The 20,687-nt window shown below is 60.5% G+C and carries 19 protein-coding genes, 2 tRNA genes and 1 riboswitch; of the genes, 20 read left to right on the top strand and 1 reads right to left on the bottom strand.

Going from position 1 to position 20,687, the window contains the following annotated elements; translation table 11 throughout:
* The first annotated feature begins 62 nt into the window (after positions 1-62).
* The 6 genes from clpX (at position 63) to N2599_RS10675 (ending at position 8,194) form a co-directional block, all read left to right on the top strand.
* Complete coding sequence (gene clpX, locus N2599_RS10700; RefSeq protein ID WP_027508522.1) at positions 63-1,340, top strand: ATP-dependent Clp protease ATP-binding subunit ClpX; 1,278 nt, start codon at positions 63-65, stop codon at positions 1,338-1,340.
* 402 nt (positions 1,341-1,742) lie between these two features.
* Entirely contained in the window at positions 1,743-4,160 is a 2,418-nt protein-coding gene (gene lon / locus N2599_RS10695) for an endopeptidase La (RefSeq protein WP_027508523.1), read from the top strand.
* Positions 4,132-4,368: a hypothetical protein gene (locus tag N2599_RS10690; protein ID WP_132561580.1), complete on the top strand. Its 237-nt coding sequence runs from the start codon at positions 4,132-4,134 to the stop codon at positions 4,366-4,368. Before lon ends, N2599_RS10690 begins: the two co-directional genes overlap by 29 nt.
* A complete protein-coding gene (gene hupB / locus N2599_RS10685) occupies positions 4,365-4,640 on the top strand; it encodes a DNA-binding protein HupB (protein WP_027508524.1) in 276 nt (91 codons plus the stop codon). Before N2599_RS10690 ends, hupB begins: the two co-directional genes overlap by 4 nt.
* 124 nt (positions 4,641-4,764) lie before the next feature.
* A riboswitch (FMN riboswitch) is annotated at positions 4,765-4,914 on the top strand.
* An 88-nt stretch (positions 4,915-5,002) separates the two neighbouring features.
* The gene (locus N2599_RS10680) at positions 5,003-5,902 is read left to right on the top strand and encodes a DMT family transporter (RefSeq protein WP_027508525.1); all 900 of its coding nucleotides are present in this window, start codon (positions 5,003-5,005) and stop codon (positions 5,900-5,902) included.
* 93 nt (positions 5,903-5,995) lie between these two features.
* A complete protein-coding gene (locus N2599_RS10675) occupies positions 5,996-8,194 on the top strand; it encodes an esterase-like activity of phytase family protein (RefSeq protein WP_027508526.1) in 2,199 nt (732 codons plus the stop codon).
* A 67-nt stretch (positions 8,195-8,261) separates the two neighbouring features.
* On the opposite strand, the gene N2599_RS10670 is transcribed toward N2599_RS10675, so the two are convergent.
* Positions 8,262-9,248 (bottom strand): aldo/keto reductase, encoded by a 987-nt coding sequence (locus N2599_RS10670; protein ID WP_027508527.1) that lies wholly within the window; start codon positions 9,246-9,248, stop codon positions 8,262-8,264.
* Between the two features lie 171 nt (positions 9,249-9,419).
* Here N2599_RS10670 and N2599_RS10665 point away from each other — a divergent pair, with 171 nt between their 5' ends.
* From N2599_RS10665 to nuoI, 14 genes are all read left to right on the top strand, one after another.
* Positions 9,420-9,821 carry a (R)-mandelonitrile lyase gene (locus tag N2599_RS10665; protein ID WP_027508528.1) on the top strand — a complete coding sequence of 134 codons (402 nt, stop codon included), beginning with the start codon at positions 9,420-9,422 and terminating at the stop codon, positions 9,819-9,821.
* Between the two features lie 219 nt (positions 9,822-10,040).
* Positions 10,041-10,117: transfer RNA gene (locus N2599_RS10660), tRNA-Asp, on the top strand.
* Positions 10,118-10,149: 32 nt separating this feature from the next.
* Positions 10,150-10,226: transfer RNA gene (locus tag N2599_RS10655), tRNA-Asp, on the top strand.
* Between the two features lie 246 nt (positions 10,227-10,472).
* Entirely contained in the window at positions 10,473-10,838 is a 366-nt protein-coding gene (locus tag N2599_RS10650; protein ID WP_027508529.1) for an NADH-quinone oxidoreductase subunit A, read from the top strand.
* The gene (locus N2599_RS10645) at positions 10,829-11,413 is read left to right on the top strand and encodes a NuoB/complex I 20 kDa subunit family protein (protein WP_027508530.1); all 585 of its coding nucleotides are present in this window, start codon (positions 10,829-10,831) and stop codon (positions 11,411-11,413) included. The genes N2599_RS10650 and N2599_RS10645 overlap by 10 nt, the downstream gene beginning before the upstream one ends.
* Positions 11,414-11,431: 18 nt before the next feature.
* A complete protein-coding gene (locus N2599_RS10640) occupies positions 11,432-12,034 on the top strand; it encodes an NADH-quinone oxidoreductase subunit C (protein ID WP_027508531.1) in 603 nt (200 codons plus the stop codon).
* Between the two features lie 230 nt (positions 12,035-12,264).
* Complete coding sequence (locus N2599_RS10635) at positions 12,265-13,455, top strand: NADH-quinone oxidoreductase subunit D (RefSeq protein WP_027508532.1); 1,191 nt, start codon at positions 12,265-12,267, stop codon at positions 13,453-13,455.
* Positions 13,455-13,727, top strand: a complete 273-nt coding sequence (locus N2599_RS10630; protein WP_027508533.1) for a hypothetical protein — start codon at positions 13,455-13,457, stop codon at positions 13,725-13,727. The genes N2599_RS10635 and N2599_RS10630 overlap by 1 nt, the downstream gene beginning before the upstream one ends.
* Before the next feature lie 16 nt (positions 13,728-13,743).
* Positions 13,744-14,874 (top strand): NADH-quinone oxidoreductase subunit NuoE, encoded by a 1,131-nt coding sequence (gene nuoE / locus N2599_RS10625; RefSeq protein WP_027508534.1) that lies wholly within the window; start codon positions 13,744-13,746, stop codon positions 14,872-14,874.
* A 12-nt stretch (positions 14,875-14,886) separates the two neighbouring features.
* Positions 14,887-16,191 carry an NADH-quinone oxidoreductase subunit NuoF gene (gene nuoF / locus N2599_RS10620; RefSeq protein ID WP_027508535.1) on the top strand — a complete coding sequence of 435 codons (1,305 nt, stop codon included), beginning with the start codon at positions 14,887-14,889 and terminating at the stop codon, positions 16,189-16,191.
* 3 nt (positions 16,192-16,194) lie between these two features.
* Positions 16,195-16,812 (top strand): helix-hairpin-helix domain-containing protein, encoded by a 618-nt coding sequence (locus tag N2599_RS10615; protein WP_027508536.1) that lies wholly within the window; start codon positions 16,195-16,197, stop codon positions 16,810-16,812.
* Positions 16,813-17,009: 197 nt separating this feature from the next.
* Positions 17,010-19,091, top strand: a complete 2,082-nt coding sequence (nuoG, locus tag N2599_RS10610) for an NADH-quinone oxidoreductase subunit NuoG (RefSeq protein WP_027508537.1) — start codon at positions 17,010-17,012, stop codon at positions 19,089-19,091.
* Positions 19,092-19,102: 11 nt separating this feature from the next.
* On the top strand, positions 19,103-20,146 hold the full coding sequence (gene nuoH, locus N2599_RS10605) for an NADH-quinone oxidoreductase subunit NuoH (RefSeq protein WP_027508538.1): 1,044 nt from the start codon (positions 19,103-19,105) through the stop codon (positions 20,144-20,146).
* Positions 20,147-20,186: 40 nt separating this feature from the next.
* Positions 20,187-20,678: an NADH-quinone oxidoreductase subunit NuoI gene (gene nuoI, locus N2599_RS10600; protein WP_027508539.1), complete on the top strand. Its 492-nt coding sequence runs from the start codon at positions 20,187-20,189 to the stop codon at positions 20,676-20,678.
* The last annotated feature ends 9 nt before the right edge of the window (positions 20,679-20,687 follow it).

Below are 20,687 nucleotides of genomic sequence, written 5' to 3'. Positions count from 1 at the left end.
GGCGGGCCATTGAGTGGACCGCAATTTCACCTTGAAATGCGGCGTGCTGGAAGGAAAGTGATATGAGCAAGGTCAGCGGCAGCAACGGCGGCGACTCCAAGAATACCCTGTATTGTTCGTTCTGCGGAAAGAGCCAGCACGAAGTCCGGAAACTGATTGCGGGACCGACCGTCTTCATCTGCGATGAATGCGTCGAGCTTTGCATGGACATTATCCGCGAGGAAAACAAATCCTCGATGGTCAAGTCCCGCGACGGCGTTCCCACGCCGCAGGACATCATCAAGGTTCTCGATGAATACGTCATCGGTCAGCGGCAGGCGAAGAAGATCCTGTCGGTTGCTGTCCACAACCATTACAAGCGCCTGGCGCACGCCACCAAGAACAGCGAAGTCGAGCTGGCGAAGTCGAACATCATGTTGGTCGGCCCGACCGGCTGCGGCAAGACCTATCTCGCCCAGACGCTCGCCCGCATCATCGACGTTCCCTTCACGATGGCCGATGCAACGACGCTGACGGAAGCCGGCTATGTCGGCGAAGACGTCGAAAACATCATCCTGAAGCTTCTGCAATCTGCGGACTACAATGTCGAGCGCGCACAGCGCGGCATCGTCTACATCGACGAAGTCGACAAAATCTCCCGCAAGTCCGACAACCCGTCGATCACCCGCGACGTGTCAGGCGAAGGCGTGCAGCAGGCGCTTCTGAAGATTATGGAAGGCACGGTCGCTTCCGTACCGCCGCAGGGCGGCCGCAAGCATCCCCAGCAGGAATTCCTGCAGGTCGACACGACGAACATACTGTTCATCTGCGGCGGCGCCTTCGCAGGCCTCGACAAGATCATCTCTGCCCGCGGCGAAAAGACCTCGATCGGCTTCGGCGCGTCCGTCAAGGCCCCGGATGACCGGCGCGTCGGCGAAGTGCTGCGCGAACTCGAGCCGGAAGATCTGGTCAAGTTCGGCCTCATCCCGGAATTCATCGGCCGTCTGCCGGTTCTCGCAACGCTCGAAGACCTCGATGAGGATGCTCTGATCCAGATACTGTCCGAGCCGAAGAACGCGCTCATCAAGCAGTATCAGCGCCTGTTCGAGATGGAGGACGTGGAATTGAACTTCCACGAAGACGCGCTTCGCGAAATCGCCCGCAAGGCGATCATCCGCAAGACCGGCGCCCGTGGCCTCCGTTCGATCATGGAAAAGATCCTGCTCGACACGATGTTCGAATTGCCGACGCTCGAAGGTGTCCGCGAGGTTGTCATCTCCGAGGAGGTCGTGCGCGGCTCTGCCCGTCCGCTTTACATTTATGCGGACCGTCAGGAGGAAAAGGCAAACGCCTCGGCCTGATGCCGGTCCTCGTATGGTTAGATTTAGGGGCTTGCCGAAGGCAGGCCCCTTTCTATTTGAAAAATCGTGCACGGTCCTGTTAATAATGGCTGGCAAGACTGGGAAAACGCTGTTGCTGACGTTGCGGAATGTGCCGTCCTTGGCGATGATGGAATGATTCCATAGCGGGTTTTCCGGCCTTGTGCTTTAGGCGGTTCGGAAGCGGTAAGCACCGATCCAGTTATGCGCTTCATTGTACCTGCGTTCTATTGTAATAAAGCTGTCACAACCGGGGAACGCGGGCGTTAGCGTGGCTTGAAATGCTTAGTCAGAACCTCCACTTGTAGCCCCAAGTGAGAGTGCCGGCCGGTCGCATGGCCGCGCCAGAGAGCCCGGAAACGGGACGATGGAAAGGAAATAAAAATGACGAAGAAAACGTCTGTAGCGAACAGCACTGCCTATCCTGTTTTGCCCCTGCGCGACATCGTGGTCTTCCCCCATATGATCGTGCCACTGTTCGTCGGACGGGAAAAGTCGATCCGTGCGCTTGAAGAGGTCATGGGTTCCGACAAGCAGATCATGCTCGTCACCCAGATCAACGCCAGCGATGATGATCCGGATCCTTCCGCAATTCATAATGTCGGCACGGTTGCCAATGTTCTGCAACTCCTGAAGCTACCTGACGGCACCGTAAAGGTTCTTGTCGAAGGCCGCGCCCGTGCCGAGATCGATGCCTATACCAGCCGCGACGATTTCTACGAAGCGCTCGGCCATGTGCTTGAAGAACCACATGACGATGCGGTCGAACTGGAAGCGCTCTCGCGCTCCGTCGTTTCGGAGTTCGAAAGCTATGTGAAGCTCAACAAGAAGATTTCGCCTGAAGTGGTGGGTGCAGCCAGCCAGATCGACGATTATTCCAAGCTCGCCGATACGGTCGCCTCGCACCTGTCGATCAAGATCACCGAGAAGCAGGAGATGCTGGAAACCACCAGCGTCAAGGCCCGCCTGGAAAAGGCGCTCGGCTTCATGGAAGGCGAGATTTCGGTCCTGCAGGTCGAAAAGCGCATCCGCTCGCGCGTCAAGCGCCAGATGGAAAAGACCCAGCGCGAATACTACCTGAACGAACAGATGAAGGCGATCCAGAAGGAGCTCGGCGACGGCGAAGAGGGTCGCGACGAGATGGCCGAACTGGAAGAGCGCATCTCCAAGACCAAGCTTTCCAAGGAAGCCCGTGAAAAGGCCGACGCGGAGCTGAAGAAGCTGCGTCAGATGAGCCCGATGTCTGCTGAGGCGACGGTCGTCCGCAACTATCTCGACTGGCTGCTTGGCATTCCGTGGGGCAAGAAGTCGAAGATCAAGTCTGACCTCAACCATGCTGAACAGATCCTCGAGGCCGATCACTTCGGCCTGGACAAAGTCAAGGAGCGGATCGTCGAGTATCTCGCCGTGCAGGCGCGTGCGACTAAGCTCAAGGGCCCGATCCTGTGCCTCGTCGGTCCTCCGGGCGTCGGCAAGACCTCGCTCGCCCAGTCGATCGCCAAGGCGACCGGCCGTGAGTATGTCCGCATGGCGCTCGGCGGCGTGCGCGACGAAGCCGAAATCCGCGGTCACCGCCGCACCTACATCGGCTCGATGCCCGGCAAGGTCATCCAGTCGATGAAGAAGGCGAAGAAGTCCAACCCGCTCTTTCTGCTCGACGAGATCGACAAGATGGGCATGGATTTCCGCGGCGACCCGTCCTCGGCCCTACTTGAAGTGCTCGACCCGGCCCAGAACATGACCTTCATGGATCACTACCTGGAAGTCGAATACGACCTGTCGGACGTGATGTTCATCACGACGGCGAATACGCTGAACATTCCTGCGCCCCTGATGGACCGCATGGAGATCATCCGTATCGCCGGCTATACCGAAGACGAAAAGCGCGAGATTGCCAAGCGGCACCTGCTGCCGAAGGCCATTAAGGAGCATGCGCTGCAGCCAGAAGAGTTTTCGGTCAGCGACGGCGCCCTGATGGCGATCAGCCAGCAGTACACCCGCGAGGCCGGTGTCCGTAACTTCGAACGCGAGCTGATGAAGCTCGCCCGCAAGGCGGTAACCGAGATCATCAAGGGCAAGGCGAAGTCCGTTCACGTCACAGCCGAAAACATCGATGACTATCTGGGTGTTCCTCGCTTCCGCCATGGTGAGGCCGAGCGCGAGGATCAGGTCGGCGTCGTCACCGGTCTTGCCTGGACGGAAGTCGGCGGCGAGCTGCTGACGATCGAAGGCGTGATGATGCCGGGCAAGGGTCGCATGACGGTCACCGGCAACCTGAAGGAAGTCATGAAGGAATCGATTTCGGCGGCGGCATCCTATGTCCGCTCGCGCGCCGTCGATTTCGGCATCGAGCCGCCGCGCTTCGACAAGAGCGACATCCACGTGCACGTGCCGGAAGGTGCCACTCCGAAGGATGGTCCGTCGGCGGGTGTCGCCATGGCGACCGCGATCGTCTCGATCATGACCGGCATTCCGGTCAACAAGGATGTCGCCATGACCGGCGAGATCACCCTTCGCGGCCGCGTTCTGCCGATCGGCGGTCTGAAGGAAAAGCTGCTCGCGGCGCTTCGCGGCGGCATCAAGAAGGTGCTGATCCCGGAAGAAAACGCCAAGGATCTGGCGGAGATTCCGGACAACGTGAAGAACAACATGGAGATCATCCCGGTATCCCGCATGGGCGAGGTGATCAAGCATGCGCTGGTTCGCAGGCCCGAGCCGATCGAATGGGATGGAACGGTTGAAACACCGGTCATCGCGACGGTCGAGGGCCTCGATGAGACAGGTGCAGCCATCGCTCATTGAGCGCTGTCTGCCACATTTATGTCAAAATGCTGCAAAACTCGGAAAAGGCTGGCTTAAAACGCCAGCCTTTTTTGTGAAAACGTCACAGAGCCGCTTGCTTTTCCTTGATTTGCAGGGCTTTTGGGTTGCGGCGGGCCTGATGAAACCTATTCTGTGCCTGGCTTACAGATTGAGTCGTTTCGAACCATTGAAAGGGGTGGAAACATGAACAAGAATGAACTCGTGTCCGCAGTTGCCGAAAAGGCTGGCCTCACCAAGGCTGACGCTGCTTCTGCTGTCGACGCTGTTTTCGACGTTGTCCAGGGTGAACTGAAGAATAAGGGCGACATTCGTCTCGCCGGCTTCGGCAGCTTCACCGTTTCTCATCGCGCTGCCACCAAGGGCCGCAACCCGTCCACGGGCGCTGAAGTCAATATTCCGGCTCGCAACGTGCCGAAATTCACGCCCGGCAAGGGCCTGAAGGACGCTGTCAACGGCTAATGAGATTTGCTTGGCCGCCGGATAACGAGACCGGCAGTCCAGGTTTGGAAGGGTTCGGCGAAAGCCGGACCCTTTTCGATTTTCTGCAGGATCTTGCAGGGCTCTCAAGTTTCACTTACGGCTTTTCTGTTCTCAGGGCGGGGTGAAAGTCCCCACCGGCGGTAAGGGTCTCTGCCCGAGCCCGCGAGCGCCTTCCTTGCTCAGTGCGGAAGGGTCAGCAGATCCGGTGCGATGCCGGAGCCGACGGTTACAGTCCGGATGAAAGAGAATGATCGCAGGCACGAAGGGCAGGGAACTGCCGGCGGTGTTGTTGCGCTCATGCGTCCTGATTTGTGTTGGTCCTTTTGTTCTGGATGAATGACATGAATCAGACTTCCCTCAGCATTTCCAGGTCGCGTGCCATGGCGGGTGCCGCCTGGATGGTGCTCGCCGGCGTGGCCTTCTCGATCCTCAATGTCGTCACGCAATCGTTGACGATGACGCTTGCCTTCCCGGCCGCTTCCGCCGCCTTTTGGCAATATGCCTTCGCGCTCGTCTTCTCGCTGCCGTTCCTTTATCGCGTCGGCTTCTCGGCGATGCGCACCAATTATCCCTGGCGCCATATCGTGCGCGTCGCTTTTGCCGCCCTCGGCGTCGAAGCCTGGGTCTCTGGTCTCGCCTCCGTGCCGATCTGGCAGGCGATCGCGCTGGTGATGACCTCGCCGTTCTTCATCATCCTCGGTGCGCGTCTCTTCCTCGGGGAACGCGTCGGCCCGGCGCGCTGGGCGGCAACGGCCGCCGGCTTTGCGGGCGCGATGATCATCTTGCAGCCCTGGTCGGACAGTTTCACCTGGGCGGCCCTGCTGCCGGTGCTTTCGGCGCTGCTTTGGGGCGCAGCCTCGCTGATCACGAAGAACCTCACGGGAATCGAGCGGCCCGAAACCATAACGGCCTGGCTGCTGGTGCTGCTGACGCCCATCAATGGCGGGCTTGCCTTGGCGGCTGGCTTCGAGGTGCCGATGGATATCACGGTTGGGCTCTTCATGTTTGCCGGCCTGCTGACCGTGCTCGCGCAGTATTTTCTCACACTTGCCTATGCGGTGGCCGACGCTGCCTATGTGCAGCCTTTCGACGACCTCAAGCTGCCGCTGAACGTCTTTGCGGGCTGGCTCGTCTTCGGTTATGCGCCCACAGGTTATCTATGGCTCGGCGCCGCACTGATCCTCTGCGCCTCGCTTTTTATCATGCGCAACGAACTCAGCCGCGAGCGAACGGCAACATAGACAAGGCAGTGCAAAACGCACTACCTGTCATGCGTCTGTCATCGCCGTGCCGCAAAAATCCCACGTTTCGAATATTCGACACGTGGGGATTTCATGACCATTTCATCGCGCAAGGCAGCGCTGGCTGCCGCTCTTCTCGCATCCGTTGCTTTTCCGGCTGCTGCGGAGCCTGTTTTCAATCGTATCGCGTCCTTCCCGGTTGCCGCAAACCTGCCCGCCGGCAAGGACAAGCTTTCCACAACCTCCGCCGAAATCATCACCGCCACCGATGATGGCAAGACTCTGATTTACAGCGACAGCCCGCTCGGCGCGATAGGCTTCGTCGACATCACTGATGCCAAGGCCCCGAAGGCCGGCGGGGCGCTGATGATGGACGGAGAACCGACCTCCGTTACGTCGGCAGCCGGCAAGGCGCTCGTCGCCGTCAACACCGGCGAGAGCAAGCAGAAGCCCTCCGGCCGTCTCGTAATCGTCGACGTTGCCACCAAGAAGATCGAGAACACCTGCGATCTCGGCGGCCAGCCGGATTCGATCGCGCTCAACAAGGACAAGACGCTCGGCACGATCGCCATCGAAAACGAGCGTGACGAAGACGTCAACGACGGCAAGATCCCGCAGATGCCGGCAGGCGATCTCGTGATCTTCCAGGTCAAAGACGGTACGGTCGATTGCGGTACGATCAAGCACATTGCGCTGACCGGCCTCTCCGCCGTCGCCCCCGAGGACCCGGAGCCCGAATTCGTTTCCTTCAACAGCCAGGACGAGATCGCCCTGACGCTGCAGGAAAACAACGAGATCGTCATCATCGACGCCAAGACCGCTCAGGTGAAGACACATTTCTCCGCCGGCAGCACGGACCTTGCCGGTATCGACACGAAGAGGGACGGCGCGCTGAAGTTTGCTGGCGAGCTGAAGGGCGTGCTGCGCGAACCCGACGCCGTGAAGTGGCTGGACGGCAACCGTCTCATCGTCGCCAACGAAGGCGATTATGAAGGCGGCTCGCGCGGCTTCACGATCTTCGACAAGACCGGCAGGGTTCTCTACGAATCCGGCAGCTCCTTCGAGCGTGCCGTTGCCGATCTCGGCCACTATCCGGATGGCCGCTCAGGGTCGAAGGGCGTCGAGCCGGAAGGCCTGGAAGCCGCGACCTTCGGCGGCCAGCAGTATTTCTTCGTGCTTGCCGAGCGCGCTTCAGTTGTCGGCGTGTACAAGGATACCGGTGCCGATCCGGAACTCTCGCAGATCCTTCCCTCGGGCGTTTCGCCGGAAGGCGCCGTAGCCATTCCCTCGCGCAACCTCTTTGCGACAGCCAACGAAGTTGATCTCGGCGAGGATGGCGGCCCGCGCTCGCATGTCATGATCTACGAGCTTTCCGAAGGCGAGAAGGCCTATCCGCAGATCGTCGCGGCCGAGAAGGATAGCAATCCGGTCGGCTTTGCCGCCCTTTCGGGCCTTGCGGCCGTTCCGGAAAAGCCCGGTAAGCTCTTTGCGGTCAGCGACAGCGTGCTCGGCATGCAGCCGACGATCTACACGATCGATGCGACGCAAAGGCCCGCCGTCATCACCGAAACGCTGACGGTCAAGCGTGACGGTGCTGCCGCCCAGAAGCTCGACATCGAGGGCATCGCCGTCGACGAGAAGGGCTGGTTCTGGCTCGCGTCAGAAGGCAACAGCGATAAGCTGCTGCCGCACGCGCTCTACCACGTCAATCCGAAGGGCGAGATCAAGGCCGAGGTCGCGCTGCCGAAGGAACTGACTGCCAACGAAATCCGCTACGGTTTCGAAGGTGTGACGATCATCGGCTCCGGCGATGATGCAACGCTCTGGATGGCCATTCAGCGCGAATGGAAGGACGACGAGAAGGGCTTCGTGAAGCTCGTGTCCTACAATCCGAAGAGCAAGGAATGGGGCGCCGTGCGCTACCCGCTCGACAAGTCCGAAAACGGCTGGGTCGGTCTTTCGGAAATCTCCGCTCATGGCGACAATGTCTACATCATCGAGCGCGACAACCTCGTCGGCGATGCCGCAAAGCTGAAGAAGCTCTACAAGGTGGCGATCACCGATCTCAAGCCCGCCGAGCTCGGCGGCGAGCTTCCGGCCGTCAAGAAGACCGAAGCCTACGACTTCCTGAACGAGCTGAAGACCGCCACCAACGGCTACGTGCTCGACAAGATCGAAGGCTTCACCTTCGACGCCGGCGGCAAGGCTTATGCCGTCACCGATAACGACGGCGTCAGCGATTCTTCGGGCGAAACGTTGTTCTTCCCGGTCGATCTGGTCGGCACGAACTAAGGTCTCCGGATCGAACCGAAATTGCCGGGGTCAAATCCCGGCCATTTCTGTTTCCGAAAGGATACACTTACCAGCGCTGATGCACATGCGGGGCGATCAACCGCTCGTAGATCTCGCGGATCGCCTCCATGGCATCGTGGGAGAGCGGCGCGAGATCGGCAGCCGCAGCGTTGGCCCTTGCCTGTTCGGCGTTGCGTGCGCCGGGGATGGCCACGGTGACGGCGTCGTTCATCAGGATCCAGCGAAGCGCGAAGGCGGCCATGGTGGCGCCCTGCGGCACCAGCTTGCGCACTTCCTCGACCGCCTGCAGGCCGACCTCGAAGGGAACGCCTGCGAAGGTTTCACCGACATCGAAGGCCTCGCCGTGGCGGTTGAAATTGCGGTGGTCGTCGCTGGCGAACTTGGTGTTGCGGGTGATCTTGCCGGAAAGCAGGCCGCTTGCGAGCGGGACGCGGGCGATCACCGCGACGTTCCTGCGGCGGGCTTCCTGGAAGAACAGACGATCGGGACGCTGACGGAACATGTTGTAGATGATCTGGATGCTTTCAACGCCGGGAAACTCGATCGCCTTCAGGCCTTCCTCCACCGTCGAAACGCTGACGCCGTAGCCCTTGATCTTGCCGGCCTTCTGCAACTCGTTAAGACCCTCGAACACTTCGGGCCGGTAGAGAACTTCCGTCGGAGGGCAGTGGAGCTGGACAAGGTCGAGGCTGTCGACCTGCAGGTTCCTCAGACTACGGTCGATGAAGCCTTCGAGATTGGCCTTCGTATAGCCGTCGGCGACATGCGGATTCAGCCTTCGGCCCGCTTTGGTGGCGACCATCGGGCGCGTGCCGCTACGGCTCTTCAGAACATCGGCGACGATCTTCTCAGACCGGCCGTCGCCATAAACGTCGGCCGTGTCGATGAAGGTCATGCCGGCGTCGAGCGCGGCATTGAGTGCTGCCCGGCCGTCAGCCTCGCTGACATCTCCCCAGGAACCGCCGATCTGCCATGCGCCGAACCCGACATTGGTGATTGAAAACGGCATGCGGCCGAAAGAATGCTGTTTCACGGGGAATCCTCCATTCGTGCTGAAAAGCTCGCGCGGCAACTATCAGCCGGGCAGCGGTCGGGCAAGCACCCGCAGGGGGAGGAGATAGGGCGTCTCGCTGCACTTCAAATGAGCGGATCGATAACCTACTTACCTATGAGCACGCCGGATCAAACAAAAGAGGCAAACACCATGGAAATCAAGAGGGCCGGTTCCCGGCCATCGGCGAAGGCTTCGGCGGACTATTTCGCCGGCACCGTGCGGCTTGATCCGCTGATCGAAGCGCCGGATCCGGCCCGCGTGAGGGTTGTGCATGTGACATTCGAGCCGGGCGCGCGTACCGCATGGCACACGCATCCTCTGGGGCAAACCCTGATCGTCACGTCCGGCAAAGGTCTCGTGCAGAGCTGGGGCGACGAAATTCGCGAAATCCGGCCGGGCGACACCGTCTGGTTCGCGCCCGGCGAGAAGCACTGGCATGGTGCCGCCCTGGAAACAGCGATGACACACATCGCCATCCAGGAATCGCTGAACGGCAACGTTGCGGACTGGATGGAGCAGGTCAGCGACGAGCAATATGCCGGAAAGGCGTGAGGCGGCTTCAGACAACAGGAAAATGCACCGGAAGTCCTGTCAATGCTAAGCTCCTGCGCGGCGGCCCGAGTTCGCTTTGAAAACAATTTCCGGACTGTCATGGTTTTGTCTCCAAAGCTGCTTGACACTCAAATGCTAACCCCTTAGTTAGCCGCTCATCGAAGCGGCCAGTCCGCTTTGACAAGGATGCGAAAGCCTCCGGATTGCTTGAAATGAAATGCGGGTGTAGCTCAGTCGGTTAGAGTGCCGGCCTGTCACGCCGGAGGTCGCGGGTTCGAGCCCCGTCACTCGCGCCATTTCGAGGTTTTCGGCCTTTCCTCCGCCATGCGCGGGTGTAGCTCAGTCGGTTAGAGTGCCGGCCTGTCACGCCGGAGGTCGCGGGTTCGAGCCCCGTCACTCGCGCCATTCTTTTCTCCGAGCTATGCAGTTTTTGGTTGGCTGCCATGCAGCCTCTCGCAACTTGTGCGTATTTGTCGCGACATCGTTGCATCTGCTTGATAATGTCGCATCCTCACAGGCGGAATTGGCCTTCTAAAAGTCTTGCGCCCTGGCTCCGGCTGCGCTAACCACGGCTTGTTGCAACGCACGTTCGCTTGCCGGGCATTTGCCCGTTGCGCTGCCTGGCGCATCCGGCAAGCAGGGATGAACATGATGACTGAACTGCTCAGTTCCTATATTCCGATCGCTATCTTCATCGGCATTGCCCTCGTTATCGGCCTGGCGCTTCTGATTGCGCCGTTTGCCGTGGCCTTCAAGGCGCCTGATTCGGAAAAGCTTTCCGCATACGAATGCGGCTTCAACGCCTTCGATGATGCCCGCATGAAGTTCGACATCCGCTTCTATCTCGTGTCGATTCTCTTCATCATCTTCGACCTCGAAGTTGCCTTCCTCTTCCCCTGGGCCGTTTCGTTCGGCGCTATCGGCTGGTTCGGCTTCTGGTCCATGATGGTCTTCTTAGCTGTGCTGACCGTCGGCTTTATCTATGAATGGAAGAAGGGAGCCCTGGAATGGCAGTGACCTCCGCAAGCGCCCACACGCTCGTGGCGCCGCAGCCGAAGGGGATCATCGATCCCGCAACCGGCAAGCCGATCGGCAGCAACGACGCGTTCTTCGGCGAGATCAACAACGAGCTCGCCGACAAGGGTTTTCTCGTCACCTCGACCGATGAACTGATCAACTGGGCTCGTACCGGCTCGCTGATGTGGATGACCTTCGGTCTTGCCTGCTGCGCCGTCGAGATGATGCAGCTCTCCATGCCGCGCTACGATGTCGAGCGTTTCGGTTTTGCGCCGCGTGCCTCGCCGCGTCAGTCGGACGTGATGATTGTCGCCGGCACGCTGACCAACAAGATGGCGCCCGCGCTCCGCAAGGTTTACGACCAGATGCCGGAGCCGCGTTACGTCATCTCGATGGGCTCCTGCGCCAACGGCGGCGGCTACTACCACTATTCCTACTCGGTGGTGCGCGGCTGCGACCGCGTCGTACCGATCGACATCTATGTGCCGGGCTGTCCCCCCACGGCCGAAGCGCTCCTTTACGGCGTGCTTCTGCTGCAGAAGAAGATCCGGCGCACCGGCACGATCGAACGGTAAGGGTTGAGGACAAGAACTATGAGCGAAGCCCTCACTGAGCTTTCGTCCTATCTCTCGGAAGCGCGTGGCAACCTGATCGCCGCCTCGCAGCTGAAGTACGGCGAGCTTACGCTGACGACGACGGGTGAAAACCTGATCGCGCTTTTGACCTTCCTGCGCGACGACGCCAGATGCGATTTCGTCAACCTGACGGACATCTGCGGCGTCGACTGGCCGCAGCGCGAGCTGCGTTTCGACGTCGTCTATCATTTTCTGTCGCCGAAGCAGAACCAACGCATCCGCGTGAAGGTCGCGACTGACGAGGATACGCCGGTGCCGTCCGCATGCTCCGTCTATCCCGGCGCCGACTGGTTCGAGCGCGAGGTCTGGGACATGTACGGCGTGCTCTTCACGGGCCATCCGGACCTCCGCCGCATCTTGACCGACTACGGTTTCGAAGGCCATCCGCTGCGCAAGGACTTCCCGACGACCGGCTTCGTGGAGGTCCGCTACGACGATGCGGCAAAGCGCGTCGTTTACGAACCGGTGGAACTGAAGCAGGAATTCCGCAACTTCGATTTCATGTCGCCCTGGGAAGGCACCGATTACGTGCTGCCGGGGGATGAGAAGGCGAAGCAGTAGAGATAGGCAAGGGTCCCTGAAGGAGTTGGAAACGCATTTGATACTTTCCTCGCGCGTCGGACTTGTTTCTACAGCTAAGCTGGAGATCGCGATTGGGTGAGGAAATCGGCAAAATGCTGAAGTCGCTGATCCACGCTTTGCAGGATGAACGGAATGATCGCAAGAGTTAATCAAAGCCCTATCGCCTACTGGCTACGGGCTGATCCCTACAGGCGCGGAGCGCGTTGCAAATGACCGAACATAACGTCCGCAACTTCAACATCAATTTCGGACCGCAGCATCCGGCGGCGCACGGCGTTCTTCGTCTTGTTCTGGAGCTTGACGGCGAAATTGTGGAGCGGGTCGATCCGCACATCGGCCTGCTGCATCGCGGTACTGAGAAGCTGATCGAGACGAAGACCTATCTGCAGGCCGTTCCCTACTTCGACCGCCTCGACTACGTGGCGCCGATGAACCAGGAGCACGCCTTCGCTCTAGCCGTCGAGAAACTGATCGGCATCGAGATACCGATCCGCGGTCAGCTGATCCGCGTGCTCTATTCGGAAATCGGCCGTATCCTGTCGCATCTCTTGAACGTCACGACGCAGGCAATGGACGTCGGTGCCTTGACGCCGCCACTCTGGGGCTTCGAAGAGCGCGAAAAGCTGATGGTGTTCTATGAGCGCGCTTCTGGTTCGCGCATGCATGCGGCTTACTTCCGCCCGGGCGGCGTCCATCAGGACTTGCCGGAAAAGCTCGTTCAGGATATCGGCGACTGGTGCGATCCGTTCCTGAAGGCGCTGGACGACATCGACGACCTGCTCACCGGCAACCGTATCTTCAAGCAGCGCAACGTCGATATCGGCGTCGTCTCGCTGGAGGATGCCTGGGCCTGGGGCTTCTCAGGCGTCATGGTCCGCGGCTCGGGTGCAGCCTGGGACTTGCGCCGCGCGCAGCCTTACGAGTGCTATTCCGATCTAGAGTTCGACATTCCGATTGGCAAGAACGGCGACTGTTATGACCGCTATCTGATCCGAATGATCGAAATGCGTGAATCGGTCCGCATCATGAAGCAGTGCGTCAACCGCCTGCTCGGCGATGCCAAGACCGGTCCGTTCTCCTCGATCGACGGCAAGGTCGTTCCGCCGAAGCGCGGCGAGATGAAGCGCTCGATGGAAGCGCTGATTCACCACTTCAAGCTCTATACCGAAGGCTACCACGTCCCAGCCGGCGAAGTTTACGCCGCCGTCGAGGCGCCCAAGGGCGAATTCGGCGTCTATCTTGTTTCAGACGGCTCCAACAAGCCGTATCGCTGCAAGATCAAGGCTCCGGGCTATGCCCACCTCCAGGCGATGGATTTCATGTGCCGCGGCCACCAGTTGGCTGACGTTGCCGCCATTCTCGGCTCGCTCGACATCGTGTTCGGCGAGGTGGACCGCTGATGCAGCTTGCCGCGCTTTCAACAGCCGTTTTCCTTGTGGCATCCGGAGCGCTTGCTCAGGACAATCAGGGATTCGGCCAGAAGCTGGGCGCGCAGGATGCGCCGCCTCCGGGCGGCCAGGCCTCGATGGGTGAGTTGTTGTCCAGGGGCTATGAAATCAAGGCTGCCGTTCCGAACGGCAACAAGTTCGTTGTGTTTATGCAGAAAGACCAGTCGGCCTATGCTTGCGAGATGCAGTCTCTGACAGCCTCGCGGTGTGGGACCCTAAACTGACAAGGCGTGAGGAAGAATGTCCGTTCGTCGACTAGCCGAAGATCAATTCCAGCCCGCCGCATTCGCCTTCAATGACGAAAATGCGGTTTGGGCGGACAAGACGGTCAAGAAATATCCCGCGGGCCGTCAGCAGTCGGCGGTCATCCCGCTGCTGATGCGGGCGCAGGAGCAGGACGGCTGGGTCACCCGCGCGGCGATCGAGAAGATCGCCGACATGCTGGACATGGCCTATATCCGCGTGCTCGAGGTCGCGACCTTCTACACGCAGTTCCAGCTTGCTCCGGTCGGCACGCGCGCCCATGTGCAGGTCTGCGGTACGACGCCCTGCATGCTGCGCGGTGCCGAGGGCCTGATGAAGGTCTGCAAGAGCAAGATCCACGATCACCCGTTCGAGCGCAATGCCGAAGGCACGCTCTCCTGGGAAGAGGTCGAATGTCTCGGGGCGTGCGTTAACGCACCGATGGTGATGATCGGCAAGGATACCTATGAAGACCTGACGCCGGAGCGTCTGGAAGAGATCATTGACACTTTCAATGACGGCAACGGCGCAAGCATCAAGCCCGGCCCGCAGATCGACCGTCATTTTTCCTCGCCCGAAGGCGGCCCGACGACGCTTCTGGCGCCGGATCCGAAGCCGAAGCCTTCCGCGAAGAAGGCTGTACAGGATGCCGTCAGCCTTCCGCCCTCCGAGGCCGGCCGCCCGAAGAGCGGGGACGCTGAAACCAACCCGTCGCTGAAGACGCCGCATACGGCGCCGAAGGCTGCTGCCAAGAATGCCAAGGCCGTCGAGGCCGCGCCGCTACCTGCACCGGCTGAAAAGCCTGCAAAGGCCGCCGCTGCGGCGGCCGCTAGCAAGCCGACGCTGACTGACAAGAACCGCCCGGCGGGCGTTGCAAAGCCGGCGGCTCCGGACGACCTCAAGCTGATCTCCGGCGTCGGTCCGAAGATCGAAGGCATTTTGAACGAACTCGGCATCTTCACCTACGCGCAGGTCGCGGGCTGGAAGAAGGCCGAACGCGAATGGGTCGATGGATACTTGAATTTCAAGGGCCGTGTCGAGCGCGACGACTGGGTCAAGCAGGCCAAGGCGCTCGCCAAGGGCGGCGAAGCGGAATATATCAAGGTCTTCGGCAAGAAGCCGCGGTAAGAGGTGTGAAGTATGTTACAAGATAAAGACCGCATCTTTACCAACATCTACGGCCTCAAGGACAAGTCCCTGAAAGGTGCGATGAGCCGCGGCCACTGGGACGGCACCAAGCAGATCCTCGAAAAGGGCCGTGACTGGATCGTCAACGAGATGAAGGCATCCGGCCTTCGCGGACGCGGCGGCGCCGGCTTCCCGACCGGTCTCAAGTGGTCCTTCATGCCGAAGGAAAGCGACGGCCGCCCACATTACCTCGTCGTCAATGCCGACGAATCGGAGCCCGGTACCTGCAAGGATCGCGACATCATGCGCCACGATCCGCATACGCTGATCGAAGGCTGCGTGATCGCGAGCTTCGCCATGGGTGCGAATGCCGCTTACATCTACGTCCGCGGCGAATATATCCGCGAGCGCGAGGCGCTGCAGGCCGCCATCGACGAATGCTACGATTACGGTTTGTTGGGTAAAAACAACAAGCTCGGCTGGGATATGGACATTTTTGTTCATCACGGCGCCGGCGCTTACATCTGCGGTGAAGAAACCGCGCTGCTCGAAAGCCTGGAAGGCAAGAAGGGCCAGCCGCGTCTGAAGCCGCCATTCCCGGCCAACATGGGTCTCTACGGCTGTCCAACGACGGTCAACAACGTCGAGTCGATCGCCGTTGCCCCGACGATTCTTCGCCGCGGCGCCGGCTGGTTTTCCTCGATCGGCCGTCCGAACAATGTCGGCACCAAGCTTTTCATGCTCTCCGGTCACGTCAACAAGCCGTGCACCGTCGAAGAAGAGATGGGCATCACTTTCCGCGAACTCGTCGATCGTCACGCCGGCGGCATCCGCGGCGGCTGGGACAACCTGCTTGCTGTCATTCCGGGTGGCGCCTCTTGCCCGATCGTGCCCGCCAAGGACATCATCGATTGCCCGATGGATTTCGACGGCCTGCGCGCTGTCGGCTCGTCCTTCGGCACGGCCGCCGCGATCGTCATGGACAAGTCGACGGACGTCATCAAGGCGATCGCCCGCATCTCGGCTTTCTTCAAGCATGAGAGCTGTGGCCAGTGCACGCCGTGCCGCGAAGGCACCGGCTGGATGTGGCGCGTGATGGAGCGCATGGCCAAAGGTAATGCGCACAAGCGCGAAATCGACATGCTCTTCCAGGTCACCAAGCAGATCGAAGGTCACACCATCTGTGCGCTCGGCGATGCCGCCGCATGGCCGGTGCAGGGTCTGATCCGTAACTTTCGCCCGGAGATCGAAGCGCGCATCGACCAGTACACGGCGAGCGCGATGGATCACGGTGCGGTTCTGGAGGCTGCGGAATAAGAGATGACGAAGGCATCCGACAGCACAACAAGGAAGGACGGAGCAGCCGAATTCGCAGCTGACTTCGGCCGTCTTGCTGCCGGGATGCTGGAACGGGCTTTACCGGTGCATCCGTTGATGGGGCCTCCCGTAGCCGCGATGGCTGCGGCAACCGCGATCGGTTTTGGTTTCTCGACGCAGATAGCAAGCGCGTTCTTCGGCGCTTTGCAGGGTGCGTTTGAGGCAACTCATAAGCTGGCGGAGGCGCTCGACGACACGGCGCCGGAAGAGTCGAAGCCGGAAGTGCGCATCAAGCCGGAGAATATCCGGCCGGCAGCCGCGAAGAAGGCCAAGCTTTCGATTGTCGGCGCAACCGGAACCGGCCCAAAGCCTACGGCACCGAAGAATCCGGCGGCGCGGGCGAAAAAGGCTGACGATCTGAAGCTGATTGCAGGAATCGGCCCGAAGCTCGAGCAGGTGCTGAACGCAAAGGGCATCCGCACGTTCGCCGAGATCGCGTCCTGGACGGATGCGCAAATCGCAAAGCTCGACGGCGAACTTGGTTTCAACGGCCGCATCGCACGCGACGATTGGACCGGTCAGGCGAAGGCGCTTTCTGCGAAGGGCCGGAAGCGGACGTGATTTTTTCCGGCTGACCCAAGCAGGCGGAAGGAGATGGCGAAGCGGCAAACGGGCAAGCGCCTTTGAGCTGCAAGCCGGAAAGACAATTTGGGCGACACCGGTGCTTGCGGGGACAAAATCCCCGCATGGCAGCGGCAATGTTGCAGGATAGGTTTGTTTGCCGCCATCCGGCGAACAGGAAACAGGACTGAGTGACGATGGCAAAACTGAAGATTGACGGCAACGAGATCGAAGTCCCGGATCACTACACGCTCATTCAGGCGTGTGAGGAAGCCGGCGCTGAAGTTCCGCGCTTCTGCTTCCACGAGCGGCTGTCGGTCGCCGGCAATTGCCGCATGTGCCTTGTCGAAGTGAAGGGTGGCCCGCCGAAGCCGCAGGCCTCCTGCGCCATGGGCGTGCGCGATATCCGCGGTGGCCCGAACGGTGAACTGCCTGAGGTCTTCACCAACACGCCGATGGTCAAGAAGGCCCGCGAAGGCGTGATGGAATTCCTTCTGATCAACCATCCGCTCGATTGCCCGATCTGCGACCAAGGTGGCGAATGCGACCTGCAGGACCAGGCGATGGCCTTCGGCATTGACACCTCGCGCTACCAGGAAGACAAGCGCGCCGTCGAGGACAAGTATATCGGCCCGCTCGTCAAGACGGTCATGAACCGCTGCATCCACTGCACGCGCTGCGTCCGCTTCACGACGGAAGTCGCCGGCATTTCGGAGCTTGGCCTGATCGGCCGCGGCGAAGACGCCGAAATTACCACCTATCTCGAGCAGGCGATGACCTCCGAGCTGCAGGGCAACGTCGTCGACCTGTGCCCGGTCGGCGCGCTGACCTCGAAGCCCTTCGCCTTCACGGCTCGTCCGTGGGAATTGAACAAGACGGAATCGATCGACGTCATGGACGCGCTCGGCTCCGCCATCCGCGTCGATACCCGCGGCCGCGAAGTCATGCGCATCCTGCCGCGTGTCAACGAGGCGATCAACGAGGAGTGGATCTCCGACAAGAGCCGCTTCATTTGGGACGGCCTGAAGACGCAGCGCCTGGACCGGCCTTATGTCCGCAAGGGCGGCCGTCTGCAGCCTGCGACCTGGGCGGAAGCCTTCAGCGCCATCAAGACCGCAGTTTCCAAGACGACCGGCGAAAAGATCGGCGCGATTGCCGGTGACCTCGCTTCGGTCGAGGAAATGTATGCGCTCTCCGAGCTGATGAAGTCGCTGGGTTCCGGGAACCTCGACTGCCGCCAGGATGGGACGGCACTTGATCCGTCGCTCGGCCGCGCAAGCTACCTTTTCAACCCGACGATCGAAGGCATCGAACAGGCCGACGCGCTGCTCATCATCGGCGCCAATCCGCGCTTCGAGGCAGCCGTGCTCAACGCCCGCATCCGCAAGCGCTGGCGCCGCGGCGGCTTCCCGATCGGCGTGATCGGCGAAGGCGCCGACCTGCGTTATGACTACGAATATCTCGGCGCCGGTCCGGATACGCTGAAGGATCTGGTGGATGGCAACCATGCCTTCGCCAAGGTCCTGACCGATGCCAAGAAGCCGCTGATCATCATCGGCCAGGGCGCGCTTTCGCGCACGGATGGCGCAGGCGTTCTGGCAAGTGCTGCAAAGCTCGCCGTCAATGTAGGCGCGGTCGTCGAAGGCTGGAACGGTTTTGCCGTCCTGCATACGGCCGCATCGCGTGTCGGCGGCCTCGACCTCGGTTTCGTGCCAGGCACCAAGGGCGTCAACGCGGCCGAGATGCTGGGCTCGATGGACGTGCTCTTCCTGCTCGGCGCCGACGAACTCGACCTCTCCGCCAAGAAGGCCAAGCTCACGGTCTATATCGGCTCGCACGGCGACAACGGTGCGCACTATGCCGATGTCATCCTGCCGGCTGCCGCCTATACCGAAAAGTCGGGCATCTGGGTCAATACCGAAGGCCGCGTCCAGATGGGCGGCCGCGCCGGTTTCGCACCGGGCGATGCCCGCGAAGACTGGGCGATCCTGCGTGCGCTTTCCGACGTCCTCGGCAAGAAGCTTCCCTTTGATTCGCTTGCCGAACTGCGCTCGAAACTCTACGCCGCGTTCCCGCATTTCGCCGCCATCGATGAGATTGCCGAAAGCGACAGCGCCAAAATTGCCGCACTGGCCAAAAAAGCCGGGAAGATGAACAAATCCGGGTTTGCGTCACCGGTCAAAGACTTCTATTTGACGAACCCGATCGCACGCGCCTCGGCTGTCATGGCCGAATGCTCGGCATTGGCCCGCAACAACTTCAAAGTCGCGGCAGAGTAAGGGCAGGGACGATGGACTCTTTCTTTTCCACATATGTCTGGCCGGGGATCATCATGGTCGGCCAGTCGCTTCTCCTGCTGGTCTGCCTTTTGGTCTTCATCGCCTACGTGCTCCTTGCCGACCGCAAGATTTGGGCGGCGGTGCAGCTTCGCCGCGGCCCGAACGTCGTCGGCCCTTTCGGCCTGTTCCAATCCTTCGCCGACCTTCTGAAGTTCGTCTTCAAGGAGCCCGTCATTCCGGCGGGCGCAAACAAGGTCGTCTTCCTACTTGCGCCGCTCGTCGCCGTGCTTCTGGCACTGTCCACTTGGGCGGTCGTGCCGCTCGCGGACGGCTGGGTGATTGCCGACATCAATGTCGGCATCCTCTATATTTTCGCGATCGCCTCGCTTGAGGTCTACGGTATCATCATGGGCGGCTGGGCTTCGAACTCGAAGTATCCGTTCCTCGGTGCGCTCCGTTCTGCTGCGCAGATGGTTTCCTACGAAGTCTCGATCGGCTTCGTCATCGTCACCGTCCTGCTTTGCGTCGGCTCGCTGAACCTGACCGACATCGTCAATGCGCAGCATGACGGCCTTGGAACGATGCTCGGCCTGCCGGCGTCCTTCCTCGACTGGCACTGGCTGGCGCTGTTCCCGGTGTTCATCATCTTCTTTGTTTCCGCCCTTGCCGAAACAAACCGTCCGCCCTTCGATCTTCCGGAAGCGGAATCGGAACTGGTCGCCGGCTTCATGGTCGAATACGGCTCCTCGCCGTACATGATGTTCATGCTCGGCGAATATGCGGCCGTCTGCCTGATGTGCGCGCTGACGACGATCCTCTTCCTCGGCGGCTGGCTGCCCCCGGTTGACGTTTGGTTCCTGAATTGGGTGCCGGGCATCATCTGGTTCACGCTGAAGGCCTGCCTGGTGTTCTTCATGTTCGCGATGGTCAAAGCCTTCGTGCCGCGCTACCGCTACGACCAACTGATGCGCCTCGGCTGGAAGGTCTTCCTTCCGCTATCGCTCGCTATGGTCGTCATCGTTGCATTCGTGCTGAAACTGATGGGATGGGCATGATGACGTGCGCTCTCGTTTCCAGCAAATTTGGAGGTTGAAGATGGCAAGCTTGTCCAGCGCCGTCAGCTCGCTGTTCCTCAAGGAATTCGTCGGCGCATTCGTCTTGTCGATGCGTTATTTCTTCCGCCAGAAGGCGACGATCAATTATCCTTTCGAAAAAGGTCCGGTCAGCCCGCGCTTCCGCGGTGAACATGCGCTGCGCCGTTACCCGAACGGCGAAGAGCGCTGCATCGCCTGCAAGCTTTGCGAAGCGATCTGTCCCGCTCAGGCGATCACCATTGAAGCAGGTCCCCGCCGCAACGACGGCACCCGCCGCACGGTGCGCTACGACATCGATATGGTGAAGTGCATCTATTGCGGCTTCTGCCAGGAGGCATGCCCGGTCGATGCGATCGTCGAAGGCCCGAATTTCGAATTCGCCACGGAAACCCGCGAAGAGCTTTATTTTGACAAGCAGCGGCTTCTGGACAATGGCGACCGGTGGGAACGCGAAATCGCCCGCAACATGGCGATCGACGCGCCGTACCGCTGATTGGAATTG

Source organism: Rhizobium sullae, assembly GCF_025200715.1.
In the GTDB taxonomy this organism is placed as follows: Bacteria; Pseudomonadota; Alphaproteobacteria; order Rhizobiales; family Rhizobiaceae; genus Rhizobium; species Rhizobium sullae.
The sequence above is the reverse complement of the archived record's forward strand: the minus strand, read 5'-3'. Positions and strand labels throughout refer to the sequence as shown.

Excerpts from the sequence above, each read along its gene's own strand:
- nuoH (WP_027508538.1), top strand. The coding sequence starts at position 19,103 with ATGGACTCTTTCTTTTCCACATATGTCTGGCCGGGGATCATCATGGTC.
- N2599_RS10615 (WP_027508536.1), top strand. The coding sequence starts at position 16,195 with ATGACGAAGGCATCCGACAGCACAACAAGGAAGGACGGAGCAGCCGAA.
- nuoF (WP_027508535.1), top strand. The coding sequence starts at position 14,887 with ATGTTACAAGATAAAGACCGCATCTTTACCAACATCTACGGCCTCAAG.
- hupB (WP_027508524.1), top strand. The coding sequence starts at position 4,365 with ATGAACAAGAATGAACTCGTGTCCGCAGTTGCCGAAAAGGCTGGCCTC.
- N2599_RS10665 (WP_027508528.1), top strand. The coding sequence starts at position 9,420 with ATGGAAATCAAGAGGGCCGGTTCCCGGCCATCGGCGAAGGCTTCGGCG.
- N2599_RS10645 (WP_027508530.1), top strand. The coding sequence starts at position 10,829 with ATGGCAGTGACCTCCGCAAGCGCCCACACGCTCGTGGCGCCGCAGCCG.
- lon (WP_027508523.1), top strand. The coding sequence starts at position 1,743 with ATGACGAAGAAAACGTCTGTAGCGAACAGCACTGCCTATCCTGTTTTG.
- nuoI (WP_027508539.1), top strand. The coding sequence starts at position 20,187 with ATGGCAAGCTTGTCCAGCGCCGTCAGCTCGCTGTTCCTCAAGGAATTC.
- nuoE (WP_027508534.1), top strand. The coding sequence starts at position 13,744 with ATGTCCGTTCGTCGACTAGCCGAAGATCAATTCCAGCCCGCCGCATTC.
- N2599_RS10635 (WP_027508532.1), top strand. The coding sequence starts at position 12,265 with ATGACCGAACATAACGTCCGCAACTTCAACATCAATTTCGGACCGCAG.
- clpX (WP_027508522.1), top strand. The coding sequence starts at position 63 with ATGAGCAAGGTCAGCGGCAGCAACGGCGGCGACTCCAAGAATACCCTG.
- N2599_RS10690 (WP_132561580.1), top strand. The coding sequence starts at position 4,132 with ATGAGACAGGTGCAGCCATCGCTCATTGAGCGCTGTCTGCCACATTTA.
- N2599_RS10640 (WP_027508531.1), top strand. The coding sequence starts at position 11,432 with ATGAGCGAAGCCCTCACTGAGCTTTCGTCCTATCTCTCGGAAGCGCGT.
- N2599_RS10650 (WP_027508529.1), top strand. The coding sequence starts at position 10,473 with ATGACTGAACTGCTCAGTTCCTATATTCCGATCGCTATCTTCATCGGC.
- nuoG (WP_027508537.1), top strand. The coding sequence starts at position 17,010 with ATGGCAAAACTGAAGATTGACGGCAACGAGATCGAAGTCCCGGATCAC.
- N2599_RS10680 (WP_027508525.1), top strand. The coding sequence starts at position 5,003 with ATGAATCAGACTTCCCTCAGCATTTCCAGGTCGCGTGCCATGGCGGGT.
- N2599_RS10630 (WP_027508533.1), top strand. The coding sequence starts at position 13,455 with ATGCAGCTTGCCGCGCTTTCAACAGCCGTTTTCCTTGTGGCATCCGGA.
- N2599_RS10675 (WP_027508526.1), top strand. The coding sequence starts at position 5,996 with ATGACCATTTCATCGCGCAAGGCAGCGCTGGCTGCCGCTCTTCTCGCA.